This is a genomic window from Campylobacter concisus (assembly GCF_003049085.1).
GTDB lineage: Bacteria > Campylobacterota > Campylobacteria > Campylobacterales > Campylobacteraceae > Campylobacter_A > Campylobacter_A concisus_H.
In genome coordinates, this window is record NZ_PIQX01000001.1 from 374,080 (window position 1) to 391,137 (window position 17,058).

The 17,058-nt window shown below is 35.0% G+C and carries 19 protein-coding genes and 1 tRNA gene; 6 read left to right on the forward strand and 14 right to left on the reverse strand.

What is annotated here, in order from left to right:
• The first annotated feature begins 1 nt into the window (after position 1).
• The 6 genes from smpB (at position 2) to CVT13_RS01935 (ending at position 4,198) form a co-directional block, all read left to right on the forward strand.
• Positions 2-454: an SsrA-binding protein SmpB gene (gene smpB, locus CVT13_RS01910; RefSeq protein ID WP_035167311.1), complete on the forward strand. Its 453-nt coding sequence runs from the start codon at positions 2-4 to the stop codon at positions 452-454.
• Positions 455-462: 8 nt separating this feature from the next.
• Positions 463-1,059 carry a thioredoxin gene (locus CVT13_RS01915; protein ID WP_107811420.1) on the forward strand — a complete coding sequence of 199 codons (597 nt, stop codon included), beginning with the start codon at positions 463-465 and terminating at the stop codon, positions 1,057-1,059.
• A 62-nt stretch (positions 1,060-1,121) separates the two neighbouring features.
• Positions 1,122-1,556: a flagellar basal body rod protein FlgB gene (gene flgB / locus CVT13_RS01920; protein WP_107811421.1), complete on the forward strand. Its 435-nt coding sequence runs from the start codon at positions 1,122-1,124 to the stop codon at positions 1,554-1,556.
• Positions 1,557-1,564: 8 nt separating this feature from the next.
• The gene (flgC, locus tag CVT13_RS01925; protein ID WP_054196420.1) at positions 1,565-2,065 is read left to right on the forward strand and encodes a flagellar basal body rod protein FlgC; all 501 of its coding nucleotides are present in this window, start codon (positions 1,565-1,567) and stop codon (positions 2,063-2,065) included.
• Positions 2,065-2,358, forward strand: a complete 294-nt coding sequence (gene fliE / locus CVT13_RS01930; RefSeq protein WP_021090507.1) for a flagellar hook-basal body complex protein FliE — start codon at positions 2,065-2,067, stop codon at positions 2,356-2,358. The genes flgC and fliE overlap by 1 nt, the downstream gene beginning before the upstream one ends.
• 7 nt (positions 2,359-2,365) lie before the next feature.
• Positions 2,366-4,198 (forward strand): peptidoglycan D,D-transpeptidase FtsI family protein, encoded by a 1,833-nt coding sequence (locus CVT13_RS01935; RefSeq protein ID WP_107811422.1) that lies wholly within the window; start codon positions 2,366-2,368, stop codon positions 4,196-4,198.
• Positions 4,199-4,294: 96 nt separating this feature from the next.
• Here the strand turns inward: CVT13_RS01935 and CVT13_RS01940 are convergent, their stop codons facing one another.
• From CVT13_RS01940 to CVT13_RS02005, 14 genes are all read right to left on the reverse strand, one after another.
• Entirely contained in the window at positions 4,295-4,795 is a 501-nt protein-coding gene (locus CVT13_RS01940; protein WP_234411946.1) for a hypothetical protein, read from the reverse strand.
• 54 nt (positions 4,796-4,849) lie between these two features.
• Positions 4,850-5,281 (reverse strand): fatty-acid--CoA ligase, encoded by a 432-nt coding sequence (locus CVT13_RS01945; protein WP_084108329.1) that lies wholly within the window; start codon positions 5,279-5,281, stop codon positions 4,850-4,852.
• Positions 5,282-8,497: a cytochrome c biogenesis protein CcsA gene (ccsA, locus tag CVT13_RS01950; protein ID WP_107811423.1), complete on the reverse strand. Its 3,216-nt coding sequence runs from the start codon at positions 8,495-8,497 to the stop codon at positions 5,282-5,284.
• Between the two features lie 45 nt (positions 8,498-8,542).
• Entirely contained in the window at positions 8,543-9,100 is a 558-nt protein-coding gene (locus CVT13_RS01955) for a c-type cytochrome (RefSeq protein WP_087578611.1), read from the reverse strand.
• A gap of 92 nt (positions 9,101-9,192) precedes the next feature.
• On the reverse strand, positions 9,193-10,440 hold the full coding sequence (locus CVT13_RS01960; RefSeq protein ID WP_107811424.1) for a major outer membrane protein: 1,248 nt from the start codon (positions 10,438-10,440) through the stop codon (positions 9,193-9,195).
• Between the two features lie 255 nt (positions 10,441-10,695).
• The gene (locus CVT13_RS01965; protein ID WP_107811425.1) at positions 10,696-11,133 is read right to left on the reverse strand and encodes a hypothetical protein; all 438 of its coding nucleotides are present in this window, start codon (positions 11,131-11,133) and stop codon (positions 10,696-10,698) included.
• A 133-nt stretch (positions 11,134-11,266) separates the two neighbouring features.
• The gene (locus CVT13_RS01970) at positions 11,267-11,854 is read right to left on the reverse strand and encodes a hydrogenase-4 component G (RefSeq protein ID WP_107811426.1); all 588 of its coding nucleotides are present in this window, start codon (positions 11,852-11,854) and stop codon (positions 11,267-11,269) included.
• A gap of 82 nt (positions 11,855-11,936) precedes the next feature.
• Positions 11,937-12,371, reverse strand: coding sequence for a Dps family protein (locus tag CVT13_RS01975; RefSeq protein WP_021090517.1), 435 nt, complete (start codon positions 12,369-12,371; stop codon positions 11,937-11,939).
• A gap of 150 nt (positions 12,372-12,521) precedes the next feature.
• Positions 12,522-12,899 carry a rhodanese-like domain-containing protein gene (locus CVT13_RS01980; RefSeq protein WP_103580606.1) on the reverse strand — a complete coding sequence of 126 codons (378 nt, stop codon included), beginning with the start codon at positions 12,897-12,899 and terminating at the stop codon, positions 12,522-12,524.
• A 380-nt stretch (positions 12,900-13,279) separates the two neighbouring features.
• Positions 13,280-13,356 (reverse strand) — tRNA-Arg (locus CVT13_RS01985).
• 76 nt (positions 13,357-13,432) lie between these two features.
• Positions 13,433-15,511 (reverse strand): elongation factor G, encoded by a 2,079-nt coding sequence (gene fusA / locus CVT13_RS01990; protein ID WP_021090828.1) that lies wholly within the window; start codon positions 15,509-15,511, stop codon positions 13,433-13,435.
• A gap of 12 nt (positions 15,512-15,523) precedes the next feature.
• A complete protein-coding gene (rpsG, locus tag CVT13_RS01995) occupies positions 15,524-15,994 on the reverse strand; it encodes a 30S ribosomal protein S7 (RefSeq protein ID WP_021090980.1) in 471 nt (156 codons plus the stop codon).
• Positions 15,995-16,072: 78 nt separating this feature from the next.
• Positions 16,073-16,471 (reverse strand): 30S ribosomal protein S12, encoded by a 399-nt coding sequence (gene rpsL / locus CVT13_RS02000; protein ID WP_021090705.1) that lies wholly within the window; start codon positions 16,469-16,471, stop codon positions 16,073-16,075.
• Positions 16,472-16,602: 131 nt separating this feature from the next.
• The gene (locus CVT13_RS02005) at positions 16,603-16,992 is read right to left on the reverse strand and encodes a DoxX family protein (protein WP_107811427.1); all 390 of its coding nucleotides are present in this window, start codon (positions 16,990-16,992) and stop codon (positions 16,603-16,605) included.
• Positions 16,993-17,058 lie beyond the last annotated feature (66 nt).

Genomic DNA, 17,058 nt, shown 5'->3' on the forward strand with positions numbered 1-17,058 from the left:
GATAAAAGATCTAGCAAAAAACAAAAAAGCTTTGCATGACTTTAGTATACTTGAAACCTTCGAGGCTGGCATCGTTTTAAAAGGCAGCGAAGTCAAGGCTCTAAGGGCTGGCAGAGCAAATTTAAAAGATAGCTTTGTGCGTGTCATAAAGGGTGAGCTTTTTTTATTAAACGCCCATATTAGCTATCTTGAGACTACACATAGCGCATTTCGTCCAAATGAGCGAGCAGCCAGAAAACTTTTGATGCATAGAAAGCAGATTGATAAAATTTTCGGTCAAGTCTCACAAGATGGGCTTACTCTAGTTGTTTTAGCACTTTACCTAAGCGAAAAAAACATCGTAAAAGCAAGACTAGCCCTTGCAAAAGGTAAAAATTTACACGATAAACGCGAGACTCTAAAAAGACGCGAGGCAGACAAAGAGGCAAGAGCTGCCATAAAAAGATACGTTTAAGGGATAAGATGAAGAATTTGCTTGTTTTAATAATCACTTTATTTGCTTTTTTTGGTTGTGGTGAAGATGAGAGCGGTAGTGTAAATTTTAAAGAATTTAGTCCAAATGAAGAGGTTAAACTTGTGGATGTAAGCGGCAAGGAGCTTACTTTAGTTAGAAAAGATCACGGCTTTGCCATCAAAAATGATGAAAATAAGGTTTTAATGATCGACATTTTTGGTACATTTTGCCCGCCTTGCCAAAAAGAGGCAGCCGAACTTACAAAATATCAGCTTGAAAACAAAGATAAATTTACACTAATTGGACTAACTCATTTTGAAAATGTCACAAATGAGTATGTTTTGCATGAATTTATGCAAAAATTTAATGCCTACTATTTCATAACAAACGATCAAAAGATAAATGACAGACTTGCCGAACAGATCGTAAGAGACATCGAATATAAACACGAGATCGCACTACCTTTTAAAGTAGTGATAAAAAATGGCGAATATCAAATTTTAACAGACGTAGATAGCGGACAATACGGGGTAAAATACTATCTTGGTGGTATAAAAGTCACAAAAATGAAAGAAGATCTGGCAAAAATTTATGAGACAAAATAAATTTGCCCTATATTTGGAACATCGTTTGCTTATAAAAATGTGAAATTTCATAAGGATTTTAAATGTTTGTTTTAGATAAATCAAAATCTAGCCCACTTGTTGAATCAGCTCTTGCAGGCAGAGAACTACGCCAAAAACTAATCTCTGGCAATCTTGTAAACGTTGATACACCATTTTATAAAGCTAGAGATATAAGATTTGAAGATGTTTTAAAAGAAAAAGCAAATGAAATTTATAACACTTCAAGCCAAAAAAAGCTACAACTTGCTAAGACAAACGAAGCACATATGGCTGTAGTTGATTTTCCAAAAAGCGACACAGCTCAAATTTTCTTGCGCGATGGTCATATGGCTAGAAATGACGCAAATACAGTCGACCTTGACGTGGAAACAACAGAAATGGGCAAAAATACAGTTATGATAAACGCCCTTGATAACGCCTACAAGGCTCAAAGCAATATCTTTAAAAGCGTAATAGATGCAAGTGCTAAGAACTAGGAGAGATGATGTCATATTTAAATGATTTTGATATTAGTGGATACGGACTAAGTGCGCAACGCTTCAGGATGAACGTCATCAGCTCAAACATAGCAAATGCTCAAACCACAAGAACGGCTGAAGGTGGACCATATAGAAGACAAGAGGTGATCTTTAAAGAGATGAATTTTGATAAAATTTTAAACGATCAGCTTAAAAGCTCACAAAGTCTACTCGAGTATGAAAATCCGCTTGACGACCCAAGCTCACCAAGAAACGCTCACCCTGCCCTAACTAGCGTGATCGTGGATAAAGTAGTGCGTGATGATAAGGACTTTCAGCTAAAATACGACCCAAGCCACCCAGACGCAAATGCAAATGGCTACGTCGCATTTCCAAATATAAATCCGGTCATTGAGATGTCTGACCTACTTGAAGCAACAAGGGCATATCAAGCAAATGTGGCAGCCTTTCAAAATGCAAAAACAATAGCACAAAGTGCGATATCACTTATTTCAGGACAAGCATAATGATAAATAGTATAAATTTAGACAAAATAAATAAAAATGAAAATTCAAATAAAATAGCGAAAGCAGGCGAAGAAGGCGGCTTTGAAAATGCTTTAAACGACTCTTTAAAAGAGCTAAATAAAGTCCAAATCAACGCTGATAAAGCCATAGCCGATCTTGCAACTGGCGAGGTAAAAGATCTTCACCAAGCTGCTATTGCGATAGGCAAAGCAGAGACTAGCATGAAGCTTATGCTAGAAATTCGCAACAAAGCACTAAGCGCTTATAAAGAAATTTCTAGAACACAAATTTAAGTTATTAATGAATTCCAGAAAATCAAAAATAACCATACTTTTTTTATTAATTACTTTTGGAATTTCAATATTCGTACTTGTCATATTTTATAGAGCAAGTATCGAGCGAAAGCTTCCTAGACTTCAAACAAGCGATATAAATACGGCAATTCGTGGCAATATAATCACAAAAGATGGCTTTAGCATCTCTTCAAGCCAAAAGCTCTACAAAGTAATGCTTGATACTAGGAACATCGATCCTAATAAAAAAGAGATGTTTATCAAGCTATATTCGCTTTACAGTGGCGACGATCCAAACAAAGTAAGAAAGATCATAAATGGCACAAAAGGCATCGTTACGCTCTCATATAGTATTGATGCAAAGGGCGCTACCTACCTTCAAGAGCTCTCAAGAAAGCTAAATCGCAAGAGTATTTTGGTTTCATACCTTGATCCAAAAACAGGCCTTGCTTCATTTCAGGGCATGAGAGTAATGGAGAGTGGCCAAAATCGTAAATTTATGTCAAAAGACGCCCTCACACCAGCTATTGGCTACGTGAGCAAAACTGAAAGTGACGCACTTACAAAAAGCAAAGGCGTAAAAGGCCTTGAGAGATATTATGAAGATTATTTAGCTCCTATACAAAATGCAAAAATTTTAGGGCCTCGCGATATTGGAAATAATATTATTTTAACAAGTGACTCAAATTTAGCAACAAGAGTAGATGGCTACAATGCGGTGCTTTCTATACCGCTTAAATTTCAAACCAAACTAGAGCAAATTTTAGATGAAAAGCGTGAATTTCTAGATGCAAAAGAGTTAGTTATATGCATAATGAATAGCAAAAATGGAGAAATTTTAGCCCTAGCCTCTAGCTCAAGATATGATCCTTCGAATATAAGAAAGCAAGATTATAGCGCTCTAAATTCGACCGTTAGTGAATATGCTTATGAAGTTGGCTCGGTTTTTAAGCCATTTATATTTTCTATCTTACTTCAAGAGAAGAAAGTAAATCCATTTGAGCTTGTAAATACCTATAATGGCCGATACCAACTTGGCAAAAGGATAATCAAAGATACCCATCCAGAGCCTTTTATGAGCGCTGAAGATATAATCGTACACAGTTCAAACATCGGCATGATTCAGCTTGTTGAGCGTTTAAATGGGCCACAAATTTATCAAGGACTTTTAAATTTTGGCTTTTCAAGAAAGACTGGCATAGATCTACCTTACGAGCAAGTAGGTATGATGCCAACAGTTACAAAGCTAAACTCATCGACATATAAGGCGACTGTGAGCTACGGATACGGCTTGCAAGCTACATTTATGCAGCTTTTAAAAGCCTATAATACATTTAATAATAAAGGCATTGAAGTTACTCCTCACATGGTTGCCTACTTAGAGAGAAATGGAAAAAGATACGATTTGCCAAAGTCCGAGCCAGCTCAAGTTATATCACAAGAAACCGCAAAGATAATGAAGAGAATTTTAATAAAAACGGTTGAGAAAGGTACTGGACTAAAAGCCTTTACGCCAGGGCTTGAGATAGGTGGCAAGACTGGAACTGCACACATTGCTTCAGGTAGTGGTGGATACAGCAATACATACAATGGCTCATTTTTTGGCTTTGCAAATGACACAAGAGGCAATAGTTACACAATAGGCGTTTTAGCAAGGGATCCTAAAAAACCTTACTACTACTTCGGTGCTCAAAGTGCCTTACCTATGTTTAAAAAAGCAGTTGATCTGATGATTGAGGATGGATATTTATTTCCTGATGCAAATGTAATAGCTGAATTTGAAGCCAAAAAAGATAAGCTTAAAAACGATAAGACAAAACAAAAGCCTGCTTTGGACTAAAATTTTAAAACAAGAAAGATATAAAAATTTCTTTTGCTTTTATTGCTTTTAATAAATTTCTCTAATTACAAAGTCTTTAATGCTCTTAAAATACTTTTAGTTTCTAATAGCAATTAAATTATAAATGGAAAATCTAAACTGATCAAAAAGATTTAAGTCTTTAATATTTTTAGAAGTTATCTCTTTGTCATCTTTGTAGTTTTTTCCGCCTAAAAAGAGCAGACAAATAAGCGGGGTAACATAATTAAATCTTAAGAAAAGCGCTACGATACAATGAAAAAAGCCGTAGTTATATCTGATACAAACATAAAAACCATAAATTATATAAGCTATCATTAGAATCAAAAAAGCATAGAATATAAAGCCTAAACCAACATAATCTGAAATATTTAAAAAGCTACAAACTAAAATAAAAGTACCTACCAAAGCAGGTAATATAATGATTGGAAAAATTAGATGAAGTCCGATTAGATCAAATTTACTCGCATAAACCTTTATGTTATATCTACCTGCAGGAATTATCAAAAATATAGGCAATACGATTGAAAAGAGAATAAGAAATATCACATACATAGAATCAATATCATAAGAACTCATTTTTATACCAAATTTAATTTTAAGATATTTTAACTACACTTTTTTTGAATAAATTTATCTACGATTTTTACGATTTTCTATGCCAATTTTCTCACTCTCTTCTATTTCAACAATGTAGCTTGGATTTTTCTTTTTAGCCTCTTTGTCTAAAAAACTAATGAGCTTTGCATCAGAATTTTTATGAGAGCAGATTAAAATTATAAAATTTATATAGTTGTTTGCCTCTTTTGGCATGACTTGGTTATTTTTAGCTGGTATACTAAAATTTCCTACAAAAATTTGAATAAGTTCGAAAAGCTCGTTTTTACTTAGGCTATTATCACCGGCAAGCTTTTCAAGCTTTTCGATTGTTATCTCTTCTTTTTCTAATGCAAGCTCCTTTATTTCGGCGCTATAATCTCTATTTCTTAAAAGTAGATAGATTAACGCGCAAATTGCAATTAATAGCAATACAATAAAGAAAACTATTAAACCTTTTATTAGCATCTAAAGCCTTGAGCAAAGTGAGCGCTTTGTAAATGCTAAAACACTCATAAGCACCATTATTACGATACTAATCCAGACAAAATCAGGCACTGGTAATGGATCGCCAGCTGCATACGAGTGCATGCCAGCTAAATAAAAATTTACGCCAAAATAAGTCATAATAATCGACCAATAAGCAAAGAATGAAGCCACCGCAAATGCATACTGGTTATTTAGCTTTGGAATAAATCTTATATGAAGAACTGCAGCATAAACAAGTATCGAAACTAGCGCCCAAGTCTCCTTGCTGTCCCAGCCCCAATATCTGCCCCAACTCTCGTTCGCCCAAACACCGCCCAGGAAATTTCCAAGAGTAAGTAAACTAAGTCCTAGTATCATAGCCATCTCATTTATGCGGGTGGCTTCGAGGATATTGCGAGAAATTTCTGGATTTGGTTTTTTCTTATTTTGCAAAATGATAAGCAATAGTGTAAAGCCACCAAGTAACGCGCAAAGCCCTAAAAATCCATAACTTGCAGTAATAACAGAAACGTGTATTGTTAGCCAGTAGCTTTGAAGCACTGGCACAAGTGTAGTGATCTGCGGATCCATCCAGCTAAGGTGCGCAACAAACAATGTAACACCAGCCAATATAGACGTAAGAGCAAGAGCGATAGGGCTACGTTTTGCAAAGACGATACCAGAAAATCCTAGAGCCCAAGCGATATAGACCATTGATTCATAAGCGTTACTCCAAGGCGCATGCTCAGCAATGTACCAACGAAGCCCAAGCCCAACAGTATGAGCAAGAAAAGCTAGTAAATTTATAGCATATACGATCTTTACAATACCGTTCATAGTAACTCTTGTAAGCAACCATTGAACCACATAGCCCAAAAAGACAAGCAATTTTGCTATATTCTTTACAACTCCTTTTCCTTTAAATTTTGGAATTGATATATTTACAGTTCTATCTATTTGACCTTTTGGAATTAACATTTTGATAAATACAAAAAACAAAAGCACAAGGCCTGTTAAAAGATAAACCGGTGTCAATCGCTCAAAAATTTGAATTTTATTAAACAAAATTTCTATATTTATCTTTTCTTCACTAGGCATTACAGCAGAGCCATACTTTTGCTGATAGGCTGAAATTTTATCAAGTGCAGCATCAGCCTTGCTCCAATCATTATCTTTTGTTGCCGCATCAACTGCTGCAAAATACTCTCTCATCATATTAATGACTAGATCGGCCTCTTTAGGCGGAAAGTACATCATTGCACTAGCAGGCGAATACCAAGAGTTTGATGGATCATCTTGTTTTGGAAAAATTTTAAAAATTTCACCAATAAATATCATATAAAAAACATTCAATCTCTCATCGATCTTGATTACGTCTTTATCAAACGTATTGCGCGATCCAGGGTGCTTGCGATTAGCAATTTCGGCAAATTTTGTGAGTTTATATTCACTTCCGCCATCTTTTGTGGCTCTAAAAAAATCATTAAAACTTGCATACTTTGCATTTTCATCTATGCCAAGCTCTTTTTTTAGCTCCTTACTTTGTCCAAGTGAGATAATTTTTTCACTTCGCCAAAAATCAGGCGTTACCATTATTGAAAGCGTCGCTTGGTTTGAATTTAGACCACCTATACTCTCGCCTCTGTGAATTTTGTTTAAAACCTCTTTACTAAGCGTATCAAATGGCTTCATTCTACCATCTGAGCTTTGCACAATAAGTCTAGAAAGCTTTTGTGTGTGCTCTTTGCTGATATTAGGTAAAAAGTCTTCAGCCTTTAATGAGCTAAAATTCAAACTTAAAAGCATAATGGCAATGATAGCAACAACCTTTTTACCACCTTTTGTTGATTCATTGTCGATTAACTTAGCTAGCTTTCTAAAACGACTACCAGGATTTACAACATTTAACACAAAGCCAAATCCAAGCAAAAAGTAGCCAATATAAGTTGGTATCTTGCCTGGATCTTTATTGACAGAGAGAATGGTTCCTTTTTCATCTGTATCGTATGAACTCTGGAAGAATCTATAGCCATCATAGTCAAGCACATGATTCATATAAATTTTATAGTCAAGCCCCGACATGTTTGTATCATCTTTTACAATAACTTCACTTGAATAGCTCATAGGCGAATTTGAGCCAGGATATCTTTTAAGCTCAAAGTCTTTTAAGTATAAGCTAAACGGAAGTTTAACTTGCTGTGCGCCCCATGAAGCATTAAATTTTTGTCCAGCCACAGCCAAGCGTGAAGGCTCTGTTAGGTTATAAAAAATATGCATCTCTTTACTCTCGCCTTTATAATTTAATTCAGCTATCAAGGCGTTAAATTCGCTATCTTTTGTGCTAACTAGCTTTCTTAAAGCATGAGTCGAAACTAATCTTGGAGCAAAATTTATATTTGAAATAGTATAAAGACTGCCCATGCCAAAATCATTTACACTACCAGCTTTTAACTCAGTTTTTGAGCTATCACTCATTGTAAATTTTGAAAGATCAGTATTTGAAGTAACTGTGAAATTTCCGTCCACTAATTTAAAAAGCACATATTTTTTACTCTCATCTGGCTTAGCATTAAAGATAAAACTAATATCTGCAACTCTTGCTTCCTCTTCTTCTAACAAGAAGATTTCTTCACTTTCACTCTCGTTTGAAACCACAAATTCCACTACTGGTTGCCCGTTTTTATCATCCACAAACTTATAACTTGCATTTGGCACAAATTCTTTAAATTTTAAATTAGCTTCATTATCTGCTATTTTTAGCTTTAGATCAAAACCTTTTTTTGCATCAGAAATTCCTAGTGGCAAAGCAGCGCTTATCTCTTCTCCATTATCGTTTAATGCGGTTAAATTTAAATAGGATATTTTTGTCGTAACGATATTTGACTGAGTTTTTTCTCTTATATGCATATCAGCCTCAAAGCCAAGATATCTTGTTATACCAGCACCGATTAAGATAACGATAAAACCAAGGTGAAAGGTAAGCGAAGGGAGTTTTTTGGGATCGATTAAGTTGTATCTAAAGATATTATAGGTCAAATTTATACCAAGAAGTAGTTGAATTAGCGCAAACCAGCTGGCACCATAAACATAGTACCATGCAGCTTCTGTACTAGTTTTACTTTCTATTATCGTAGCGGCTCCGCTAGCTATGGCAAAGATTATCATCAAAATGATAGCTGAGCCCATACTTAAAAATAATGATTTTGGATTTAACATCTGCTTCCTTTTATTTATATTATGACAAAGCCACCAAAGTGAAAATTATCTTAAATAACTGCCTTGCTTTGTTTGAGTAGAGACCGGTTTGTTTTCATTTGTGTCTTGTTCAGCAAATGCATCTTTGCCTTTTAGATAGGCAAGAATCGCACCAAGGTCATTATTTGAAAGAATTTTGGCTTGGTTTTGCATTACATTTTTACCGCTTCCACCAAAACTTGAGTCACTTCTATAAGAGATGATGCTATCTTCAATATCCTTAGCATCCATATTTTTTAGAGGCGTTGAACCAAATGGCCTTTTATCAGCATTTTCACCATGACAGCTAGCACATTGCTTTTCATAAAGTTCCTTACCTAAAGAAACACTATATCTGCCCTTTCTATCAACACCTAATTTTAAAATTCTATTATCTTTATAGCGTCTTGGATCTTCATCAACGTAAACATTTACTTTTTCATTTCTATCATTAGCCTGCTTTTTTGCCATTTCAGCAAGTTCTTTACCAAACTCACCACGAGCTTCTATATAGTAGACTTGTGAAGCTGCAAAGGCATTTGCCACCAAAAAACACGCCAAAAAAGAAATTTTAATACTTTTCATAACTTTCCTTAAAATTTTGCTCTAAATTTAAAAATCCCGGATCAGATTGCTCCGACCCGGGATTATATCATAAGTTGATTAATGAGCTACGATTAGAATGAGTATTTAGCCTCAAATCTGAATTTATCTTCTTTTGTCTTCTCATCACTAGGTAATTTGTGAGTTTGGAAAGAATAGAATGAGCTAAATGTTAGCTTTTTGTTGTATTGGTAAGCAAATCTTGGAACAAATTCTTCTATTTTCTCTTTTGTATCTTGATTATTTGCTCCTGCAGTTTTTATATTACCTTTTACATAATCCAAACCAACTGTAAATTTATCAAATGTATATGCACTTGTTGCATAGAAAAAGTTACCTTTACCTTCTGTAAGCGTCCAATCAAATACATCTTCACCAGCATCTATTAGAGAACCTTGATCTTCAAAACTAAATGATGTTGCGCCCTTATCTTGAACTTTCCAACCTATATAACCAGCAGATAAATCAAGACCAAATAGTGAAGCTGAAAGTTCACCAGCATAGAAGTTACCATCATTGTATTTATCACCATGTGATGAATATACATGTTTTTTTGCTTCTTTATCAGCTGAGCTATTTACGTAGTTGATTCTACCACCTAAGCTAATATCATCATTAATAGCAAAATTTGCTGAAACATCAGCTGCAAGTAGGTCAGCTAGATTTGTTAGGCTAGCATACCATAGTTGGAAGTTAATAGGATCATATGAGCCAGCGATACCAGCTGCATATAGATTTCCGACATCATAACTACTTAGATAGCTGGTTACCTTATATAAATCACCATCACTTTCAGTATCATCACCTTCAATAGCATCAAAAGCTAAAGCTGTTAGAGTAAGACCTTCTATATCTTCATTTACTACTCTTACGCCAGTACCGATAGCATCATCAGTAAAGTATGAGCCGATCTCTTGTTTACCAGCTGTTATAGTAGTGTTGCCAGCTTTATAGCCAAGATAGAACTGATGAACTTTAAATGGATCAGTTGTATTAGTTTTATCTGTTCCTGCGCCTGCATTATCGCCTGAGCCATCAGTAGCATTATATCTTAAACCGATAACTCCAAAGAAGTTATCATCGATAGCAGCTTTAAAATTTGCGATCATTTTAAAGTTATGACCATCGCCATCGTTAGTTCCATTCTTTTTTGAAACATTATCTTGTGACTTCTTGTATTCATGAGTATGAGTATATCTATATCTTGCAAATCCTGAAAGATCTACATTTTTTATAGCTTCTTCAAGTGGAGTAGCACTTGCTACACTTGAAAATGCACCTAAAGCAACCAAAGTGGCTAAACTAATTTTTGTTAGTTTCATTTTTTCTCCTTTTAAGGTTTTGTGCTGACGATTATAATCAATAAAATTTAACATGAAGCTTAAAATTTTTAATTTCAGTTACCGATCGTTTACCGTAATTAATCAAAAATAGATAAAAGTTGATAATTTTAAATAAAACAAGGACAAAATTTTAAAGGAGTAAAAAGAAAAAGGGGCTGTTGCTTTGCCCCTTAAAAGGAGTTCTAGTTTTGATTGCTGTTGAAATTATATAAGCAAGCAGTAAATCAACGGTAATTAAAAAGAAATTTTTTCCTCTTTTGGCACTTCGATATTTGTTTTTACATTTTTTCTTTTAATAATCACTTCATTTTGTGGCTTTTTTATACCATTATATAAGCCACTAGAGCTACCTTCTTTTATAAGAAGCATATCTATAAGCTTATCTGCATAAAAGGTCGCATAGACCAAGTCGCCTTTATCATAATAGTATTTACTTGCACAAAAATTTGCTTTATTAAGTTTATGGTTTTTTGTATCGCTCGCCACTATTTCATAGCAGTATTTTGAATCTTTATAAGTAACCTCTTTTATAAAACCTTTGATCGAGCTTTTTACTGGTGTATTTTGCATGACCTGTCTTGGCTGTTTTCGCACTGGTGGATTGTCCTCAAAAAATGAGCAACCCAAAAACATGATAGCAGTTGCCAGTGGAAGTAAAATTTTAGCTTTCATCTATTCTCCTTAGTGTAAAACGGCGAAGTATAACTTTTAAGATTAAATAAATTTTGTGGGAAATTAAAGGCTCGTATCTAAATTTATATACACGATCACACAAATTTATCTTAGGCGAGCCTGCCTAAAATAGTTAAGCTGAAACATTTAAAACGTTACCGCCAAGCTCGGCGATCTTTTTATCAAGTGTCTCAAGGGTCTTTTCAATAGTCTTTTGTGAAATTTCAGGAAGCTCACCTCCCCAAATTTTCTTCGCATCCTCAAAACCCTTTGCCACGCCCTCTCTACCAGCTTTTAGTTTTTCCACGTCATCACCTGCACCATTTAGCACAAAGCTAGCTATCCTCTCAGCCGTATTTGCGATACCAAAAAAACCATTCTCACTAATAAGATCATTTGCCTCGTCACTACTTAACTCATTTAAAGATTTACCATTATAGCCGATACTTGCAAGATCAAGTCCTGATAAAATTTCTGATAAATTTTTAGGCGCATTAAAGCTTAAGCCACCTTGGGCTAATAAATTTGAACTACTACTTTTAACGATCTCTTTTTGATACTGCAAAAAGTAGCTATTTGAAATATCTTTGGCTGTTAAATTTGTAATTTCAGACTCTTTTTTAGAGATATCCTTTTCATCTTTATGAAGTGAAATTTCTGATTTTACATTTTCTTTTAGGCTTGAACTATTATATGAGTTTGCGATTTGAGAAATCTTCATTTTGGCTCCTTAAATTTTATAAAATCAATATCGCCAAAAAGTAGAATTTATTTAGATAGAGCGGGAAAACTCCCGCTAGTAGTTATTTGCTAAGTGTTGCGTTTAGCATCCAGATGGCTTTTTCAAATTTAGCTATTTGATCTTGTGCGTACATCTGAGTTGTTGTATCGCCTTCTGCAAGCTCGTCAAGCTTTTTAAACTCGCCCAAAAGGTGTTTATAATCGGCCAAGACGATCTCTAAAACCTCAGTTGGAGTATAAATTTCTTTTGGCTCGTGTTTGATATGAGTAACTTTTGCTAGCTCCTCAGCCTTAACTATAGGTCTGCCACCAAGCATAAGAGCTCTCTCAGCTGCATCGTCAAATATCTCACTCATGTCTTCATAAGCTTTTTCTGTGTATTCATGAACACTAAAAAATTGAATACCTTTTACATTCCAGTGAAGATCGTGAAATTTAATATAAAGTGCATTTGCATCAGCCTGAATAACATTTAATTGTAAAATAACTTTTGACATTTTGTCTCCTTCTTTATTATAAATATGACGAAATTATATATAGCTAGAGTTAATCAGTGGTTAATCAAATAATAAATTTTATTATTTGATATAAAATTTGACTACAAAATAAATTTATCTTGTAGTCAATGTAGGATCACAAAAATTTATCTATTTTTTATAAGGCGTAGTTTTATAGCCTTGCTCGATCAAGCTACTCATACCTCCATCTAAATTTATTATCTTAAGATCCGAGCTATCTATCGCTGCTGCTGCTGCTGTGCTTCTTCTGCCACTTCTACAAACAAGAGCAATAGGTTTTTTGACATCAACTGCCTTTGAAAGCTCCTCTAAAAATGCGCTCTTATCGTTTGGATTAAAAGTTATAGTCTTTGCACCTGCGATAACGCCAGTCTCTTGCCACTCAGATGGAGTTCTTATATCGATAATCTGATCATATTTTTTGATCTCATCTGGGCTTATATTAACAGTTTTAACATCAGCTGACAACATACAACAAACAGCTCCTAAAAGTAAAATTTTTTTCATCTACTCTCCTTAAATAAATTTTTGAAATGTTAGCACGGATTATTAAATATATAAAAATTTTTGTTGATAAAATTTATTAGTTTAGATAAAAATTAATAATATAACGTGTTGATAAAAAAGCTAAGCACACTACGAATGCATATATAGATAAACCAACTAGATTGATGAAAAATATAGCTGCTTACTATTACACATTTTTTATAAAAATTTTTCTTTGATTTTAGTAATCTTATTTTTAAAAGTCTATTCTTTGTGTTTTTTCTTTTACTCTATTTACTGATCAGCATAAGAATATTTTTTATAAAATACTGTATCTCATTGCACGTTTTAATATTTTAAAAAATACTTGTTTGGGCACTTTGTATTTTACGATTGTATGATGGTGTCCCCAACAGGGTTCGAACCTGTGACCTTAGAATTAGGAATTCTACGCTCTATCCAGCTGAGCTATGAGGACAATTCATATTTTTGTAGATAGATTTTATAAGGATTTAATTTTTAAAGGACAGATTGCTCTGTCCTTCTTTAGCTAATTAGCCATTTCTCTTTTTAATGATCTCATCACTTACGTTTTTAGGAACCTCTTCGTAGTGATCGAATTCCATTGAATAAGTTGCACGGCCTTGAGTCATTGAGCGAAGATCTGTTGAATAGCCAAACATTTGAGCTAATGGACAATAAGCTGCAATGATCTTCACACCATTTCTATCATCCATTGAATTTACTTGGCCACGGCGTTTGTTAAGGTCGCCTATAACATCACCCATATACTCTTCTGGAGTTTCAACTTCAACCTTCATCATAGGCTCAAGAATAACAGCACCTGCCTTTCTAGCACCTTCCTTAAAGCCCATTGAAGCAGCAAGCTTAAATGCCATTTCAGATGAGTCAACTTCATGGTAGCTACCATCAAATAGCGTAACTTTAACGTCTTCAACTGGGTAACCAGCAAGAACACCACTTTGAAGTGCCTCTTTGCAGCCTTTTTCAACAGCTGGAATATATTCTTTTGGAACAACACCACCTTTGATATCATTAACAAACTCAAATCCACTAGCAGCTGGAAGCGGCTCAATACGTAAAAATACGTGACCGTATTGACCACGACCGCCTGATTGTTTAGCATACTTATATTCTTGCTCAACCGTCTTACGAATAGTTTCACGATAAGCAACTTGTGGTTGTCCAACTTCAGCATCTACCTTAAATTCACGAAGCATACGATCAACTATGATCTCCAAGTGAAGCTCACCCATACCGCTAATAATAGTTTGACCACTCTCTTCGTCTGTACTAACTCTAAAACTTGGATCTTCTTGAGCTAGTTTTTGAAGTGCTATTGCCATTTTTTCCTGGTCTGCCTTTGTTTTTGGTTCAACCGCAACACTAATGACTGGCTCTGGGAAGTCCATTCTCTCAAGGATAACTTTATCTTTCTCGCTAGCTAGAGTATCACCTGTTAGAGTATTTTTTAGACCAACAACAGCGCCGATCTCACCAGCAAAAAGCTCAGTAATCTCTTCACGTTTATTTGAGTGCATTTTTAGCAAACGACCGATTCTCTCTTTGCAGTCTTGAACTGTGTTGTAAGCATAGCTACCACTTTCAAGGCTTCCTCTATAAACACGGATAAATGTTAGCTGTCCAACAAATGGGTCAGTCATAATCTTAAACGCAAGAGCGGCAAATTCGCCATCATCTGTACTTTCAACAGTCACTTCAGCGCCATCTTCATAAACACCATTTATCGCAGCGATCTCATCTGGAGCTGGTAAATAATCAACAACAGCATCAAGCAGAGGTTGGATACCTTTGTTCTTAAACGCAGTTCCGCAAAGCATAGGCGTAATAGTCATTCTCAAGCAGCCTGCTTTTATGCCTTTTTTAATCTCTTCTTCACTTAGCTCTTCACCAGCAAAAAATTTCTCCATCAAGCTATCATCTGTCTCTGAAACTGCTTCGATTAGTTTTGCACGGTATTCCTCTGCTTTATCTTTAACTTCAGCTGGAATTTCTTCTTCAACATAGTCAGTTGGTTTTTTCTCATCATTCCAAACGTAAGCTTTCATTCTTACAAGGTCAACCACACCTCTAAAGTTATCCTCAGCACCTATAGGAATTTGAATAGGAATTGGGTTTGCTTTTAGTCTTTCCCTGATCTGCTCTTCAACTCTAAAGAAATTTGCACCAATTCTATCCATTTTATTAACAAAAACAATTCTTGGTACATGATATTTATTTGCTTGTCTCCAAACAGTCTCTGATTGTGGCTGAACACCACCAACAGAACAAAACACTGAAACAGCACCATCAAGGACACGCATAGAACGCTCAACTTCGATAGTAAAGTCAACGTGTCCCGGAGTGTCAATTAGGTTTATTTGATAACCCTTCCAAAATGCCGTAGTTGCAGCCGAAGTAATAGTAATACCACGCTCTTTTTCTTGTTCCATCCAGTCCATGGTAGCAGCACCATCATGAACCTCACCTATTTTATGGCTCATACCAGTAAAGAATAAAATTCTCTCACTAGTAGTTGTCTTTCCGGCATCAATATGAGCCGCAATACCGATATTTCTTACCTTATGTAAAGGCGTTTTTCTCTCTGCCATACTAATTCTTTCTTACCAGCGGTAGTGAGCAAATGCTTTATTAGCCTCTGCCATCTTGTAAGTATCTTCCTTCTTCTTGAAAGATGCACCTTTTGAGTTTGCCGCATCTAAGAGCTCATTCGCTAGTTTATCTATCATAGTTCTTTCGCTTCTTTTTCTAGCGTAAGTTATAAGCCAGCGGATAGCAAGAGCTTGTTGGCGAGCTGGGCGAACCTCAACTGGTACTTGATAAGTAGCACCACCAACACGGCGTGATTTAACTTCTAAAATAGGTTTTACATTTTCAATAGCATCGTTAAAAACGTCGATGCCTTTAACCTCAGCATTTTTCTTTTCTATGGCTTTAATAGCACCATACATTATCTCAGTAGCGACGCTTTTTTTGCCATCATACATAAGAGAATTAATAAATTTAGTGATTATTTTATTTCCGTAAATCGGATCAGGTAAGACTTCCCTTACAGGGGCTTTTCTTCTTCTCATTTTGATCTTTCCTTCAAATTTTTATGAAATTTTACTCAAACGTTTGCAAATTTTAGCAACGTCTGCGAACCTAAATTTTTACTTTTTTGTTGCAGCTGCAGCGCCAGCTTTAGGGCGTTTAGCACCATATTTAGAACGAGAAACTGTTCTTTTTGCAACACCAGCAGTATCAAGTGCACCACGAACGATGTGATATTTAACACCTGGTAAGTCTTTAACTCTACCGCCGCGAACTAAAACGATACTGTGTTCTTGTAGGTTATGACCTTCACCACCGATATAGCTGATGACTTCAAAACCGCTTGTAAGCCTGACTTTGGCAACTTTCCTCAAAGCTGAGTTTGGTTTTTTAGGAGTTGTAGTATAAACCCTAGTGCAAACTCCTCTTCTTTGAGGGCACTCTTTTAACGCTGGAGATTTTGACTTAACAGTCACTTTCTTGCGTTCTTTTCTGACCAATTGATTTATGGTTGGCACAATAATTCCTTTCAACTAAATTTATTAAAAAGACCTAATTTTATTTAAAATAAACTTAAATAACGGTTAATAAGTTAGACTTACTCATCTAATTCTTGATTTTATAAAAACTCTGCTGTCTTTATTTTGTATTAATCTTGTTTGACAGCATATTTGCCACTACCTATCAAAAGAATACAAAGTGAAATAGCAATATAAAGATAGATAAGTTCCGATTTAAAGCCATTAACCTCATTTAATGCAAATAAATTTGTAAATCCATAGTACGAGTATAAAATAGTAATACTAGTGCCTAAAACTAGGATAGCACCCACTCTTGAATAAAAACCAATAATTAACATAATTGGTGCTAAGACCTCTCCAAGGTAAGAAAAATATGCCAAAAATCCAGGCAAACCAGCATTTACTAATATACCTTTTACCCCACTAAGTCCATGTAAAATTTTACCAAAACCATGCATAAAAAGGCAGATACCAAGTCCTAAACGTATAAATAAAAGTCCAAGATCAACGTTTTTCATAAATTCTCCATGATGTGATTTAAAGATAAGGATTTTATTAGGTGACAGTTAATAGCTTGTAAATTT

Coding starts and splice junctions, on each gene's coding strand:
- CVT13_RS01965 (WP_107811425.1), bottom strand. CDS start 11,133: ATGAAAGCTAAAATTTTACTTCCACTGGCAACTGCTATCATGTTTTTG.
- CVT13_RS01915 (WP_107811420.1), top strand. CDS start 463: ATGAAGAATTTGCTTGTTTTAATAATCACTTTATTTGCTTTTTTTGGT.
- CVT13_RS01975 (WP_021090517.1), bottom strand. CDS start 12,371: ATGTCAAAAGTTATTTTACAATTAAATGTTATTCAGGCTGATGCAAAT.
- CVT13_RS01980 (WP_103580606.1), bottom strand. CDS start 12,899: ATGAAAAAAATTTTACTTTTAGGAGCTGTTTGTTGTATGTTGTCAGCT.
- CVT13_RS01945 (WP_084108329.1), bottom strand. CDS start 5,281: ATGCTAATAAAAGGTTTAATAGTTTTCTTTATTGTATTGCTATTAATT.
- CVT13_RS01940 (WP_234411946.1), bottom strand. CDS start 4,795: ATGAGTTCTTATGATATTGATTCTATGTATGTGATATTTCTTATTCTC.
- CVT13_RS01960 (WP_107811424.1), bottom strand. CDS start 10,440: ATGAAACTAACAAAAATTAGTTTAGCCACTTTGGTTGCTTTAGGTGCA.
- ccsA (WP_107811423.1), bottom strand. CDS start 8,497: ATGTTAAATCCAAAATCATTATTTTTAAGTATGGGCTCAGCTATCATT.
- flgC (WP_054196420.1), top strand. CDS start 1,565: ATGTCATATTTAAATGATTTTGATATTAGTGGATACGGACTAAGTGCG.
- flgB (WP_107811421.1), top strand. CDS start 1,122: ATGTTTGTTTTAGATAAATCAAAATCTAGCCCACTTGTTGAATCAGCT.
- rpsG (WP_021090980.1), bottom strand. CDS start 15,994: ATGAGAAGAAGAAAAGCCCCTGTAAGGGAAGTCTTACCTGATCCGATT.
- CVT13_RS02005 (WP_107811427.1), bottom strand. CDS start 16,992: ATGAAAAACGTTGATCTTGGACTTTTATTTATACGTTTAGGACTTGGT.
- fliE (WP_021090507.1), top strand. CDS start 2,065: ATGATAAATAGTATAAATTTAGACAAAATAAATAAAAATGAAAATTCA.
- fusA (WP_021090828.1), bottom strand. CDS start 15,511: ATGGCAGAGAGAAAAACGCCTTTACATAAGGTAAGAAATATCGGTATT.
- CVT13_RS01935 (WP_107811422.1), top strand. CDS start 2,366: ATGAATTCCAGAAAATCAAAAATAACCATACTTTTTTTATTAATTACT.
- CVT13_RS01970 (WP_107811426.1), bottom strand. CDS start 11,854: ATGAAGATTTCTCAAATCGCAAACTCATATAATAGTTCAAGCCTAAAA.
- CVT13_RS01955 (WP_087578611.1), bottom strand. CDS start 9,100: ATGAAAAGTATTAAAATTTCTTTTTTGGCGTGTTTTTTGGTGGCAAAT.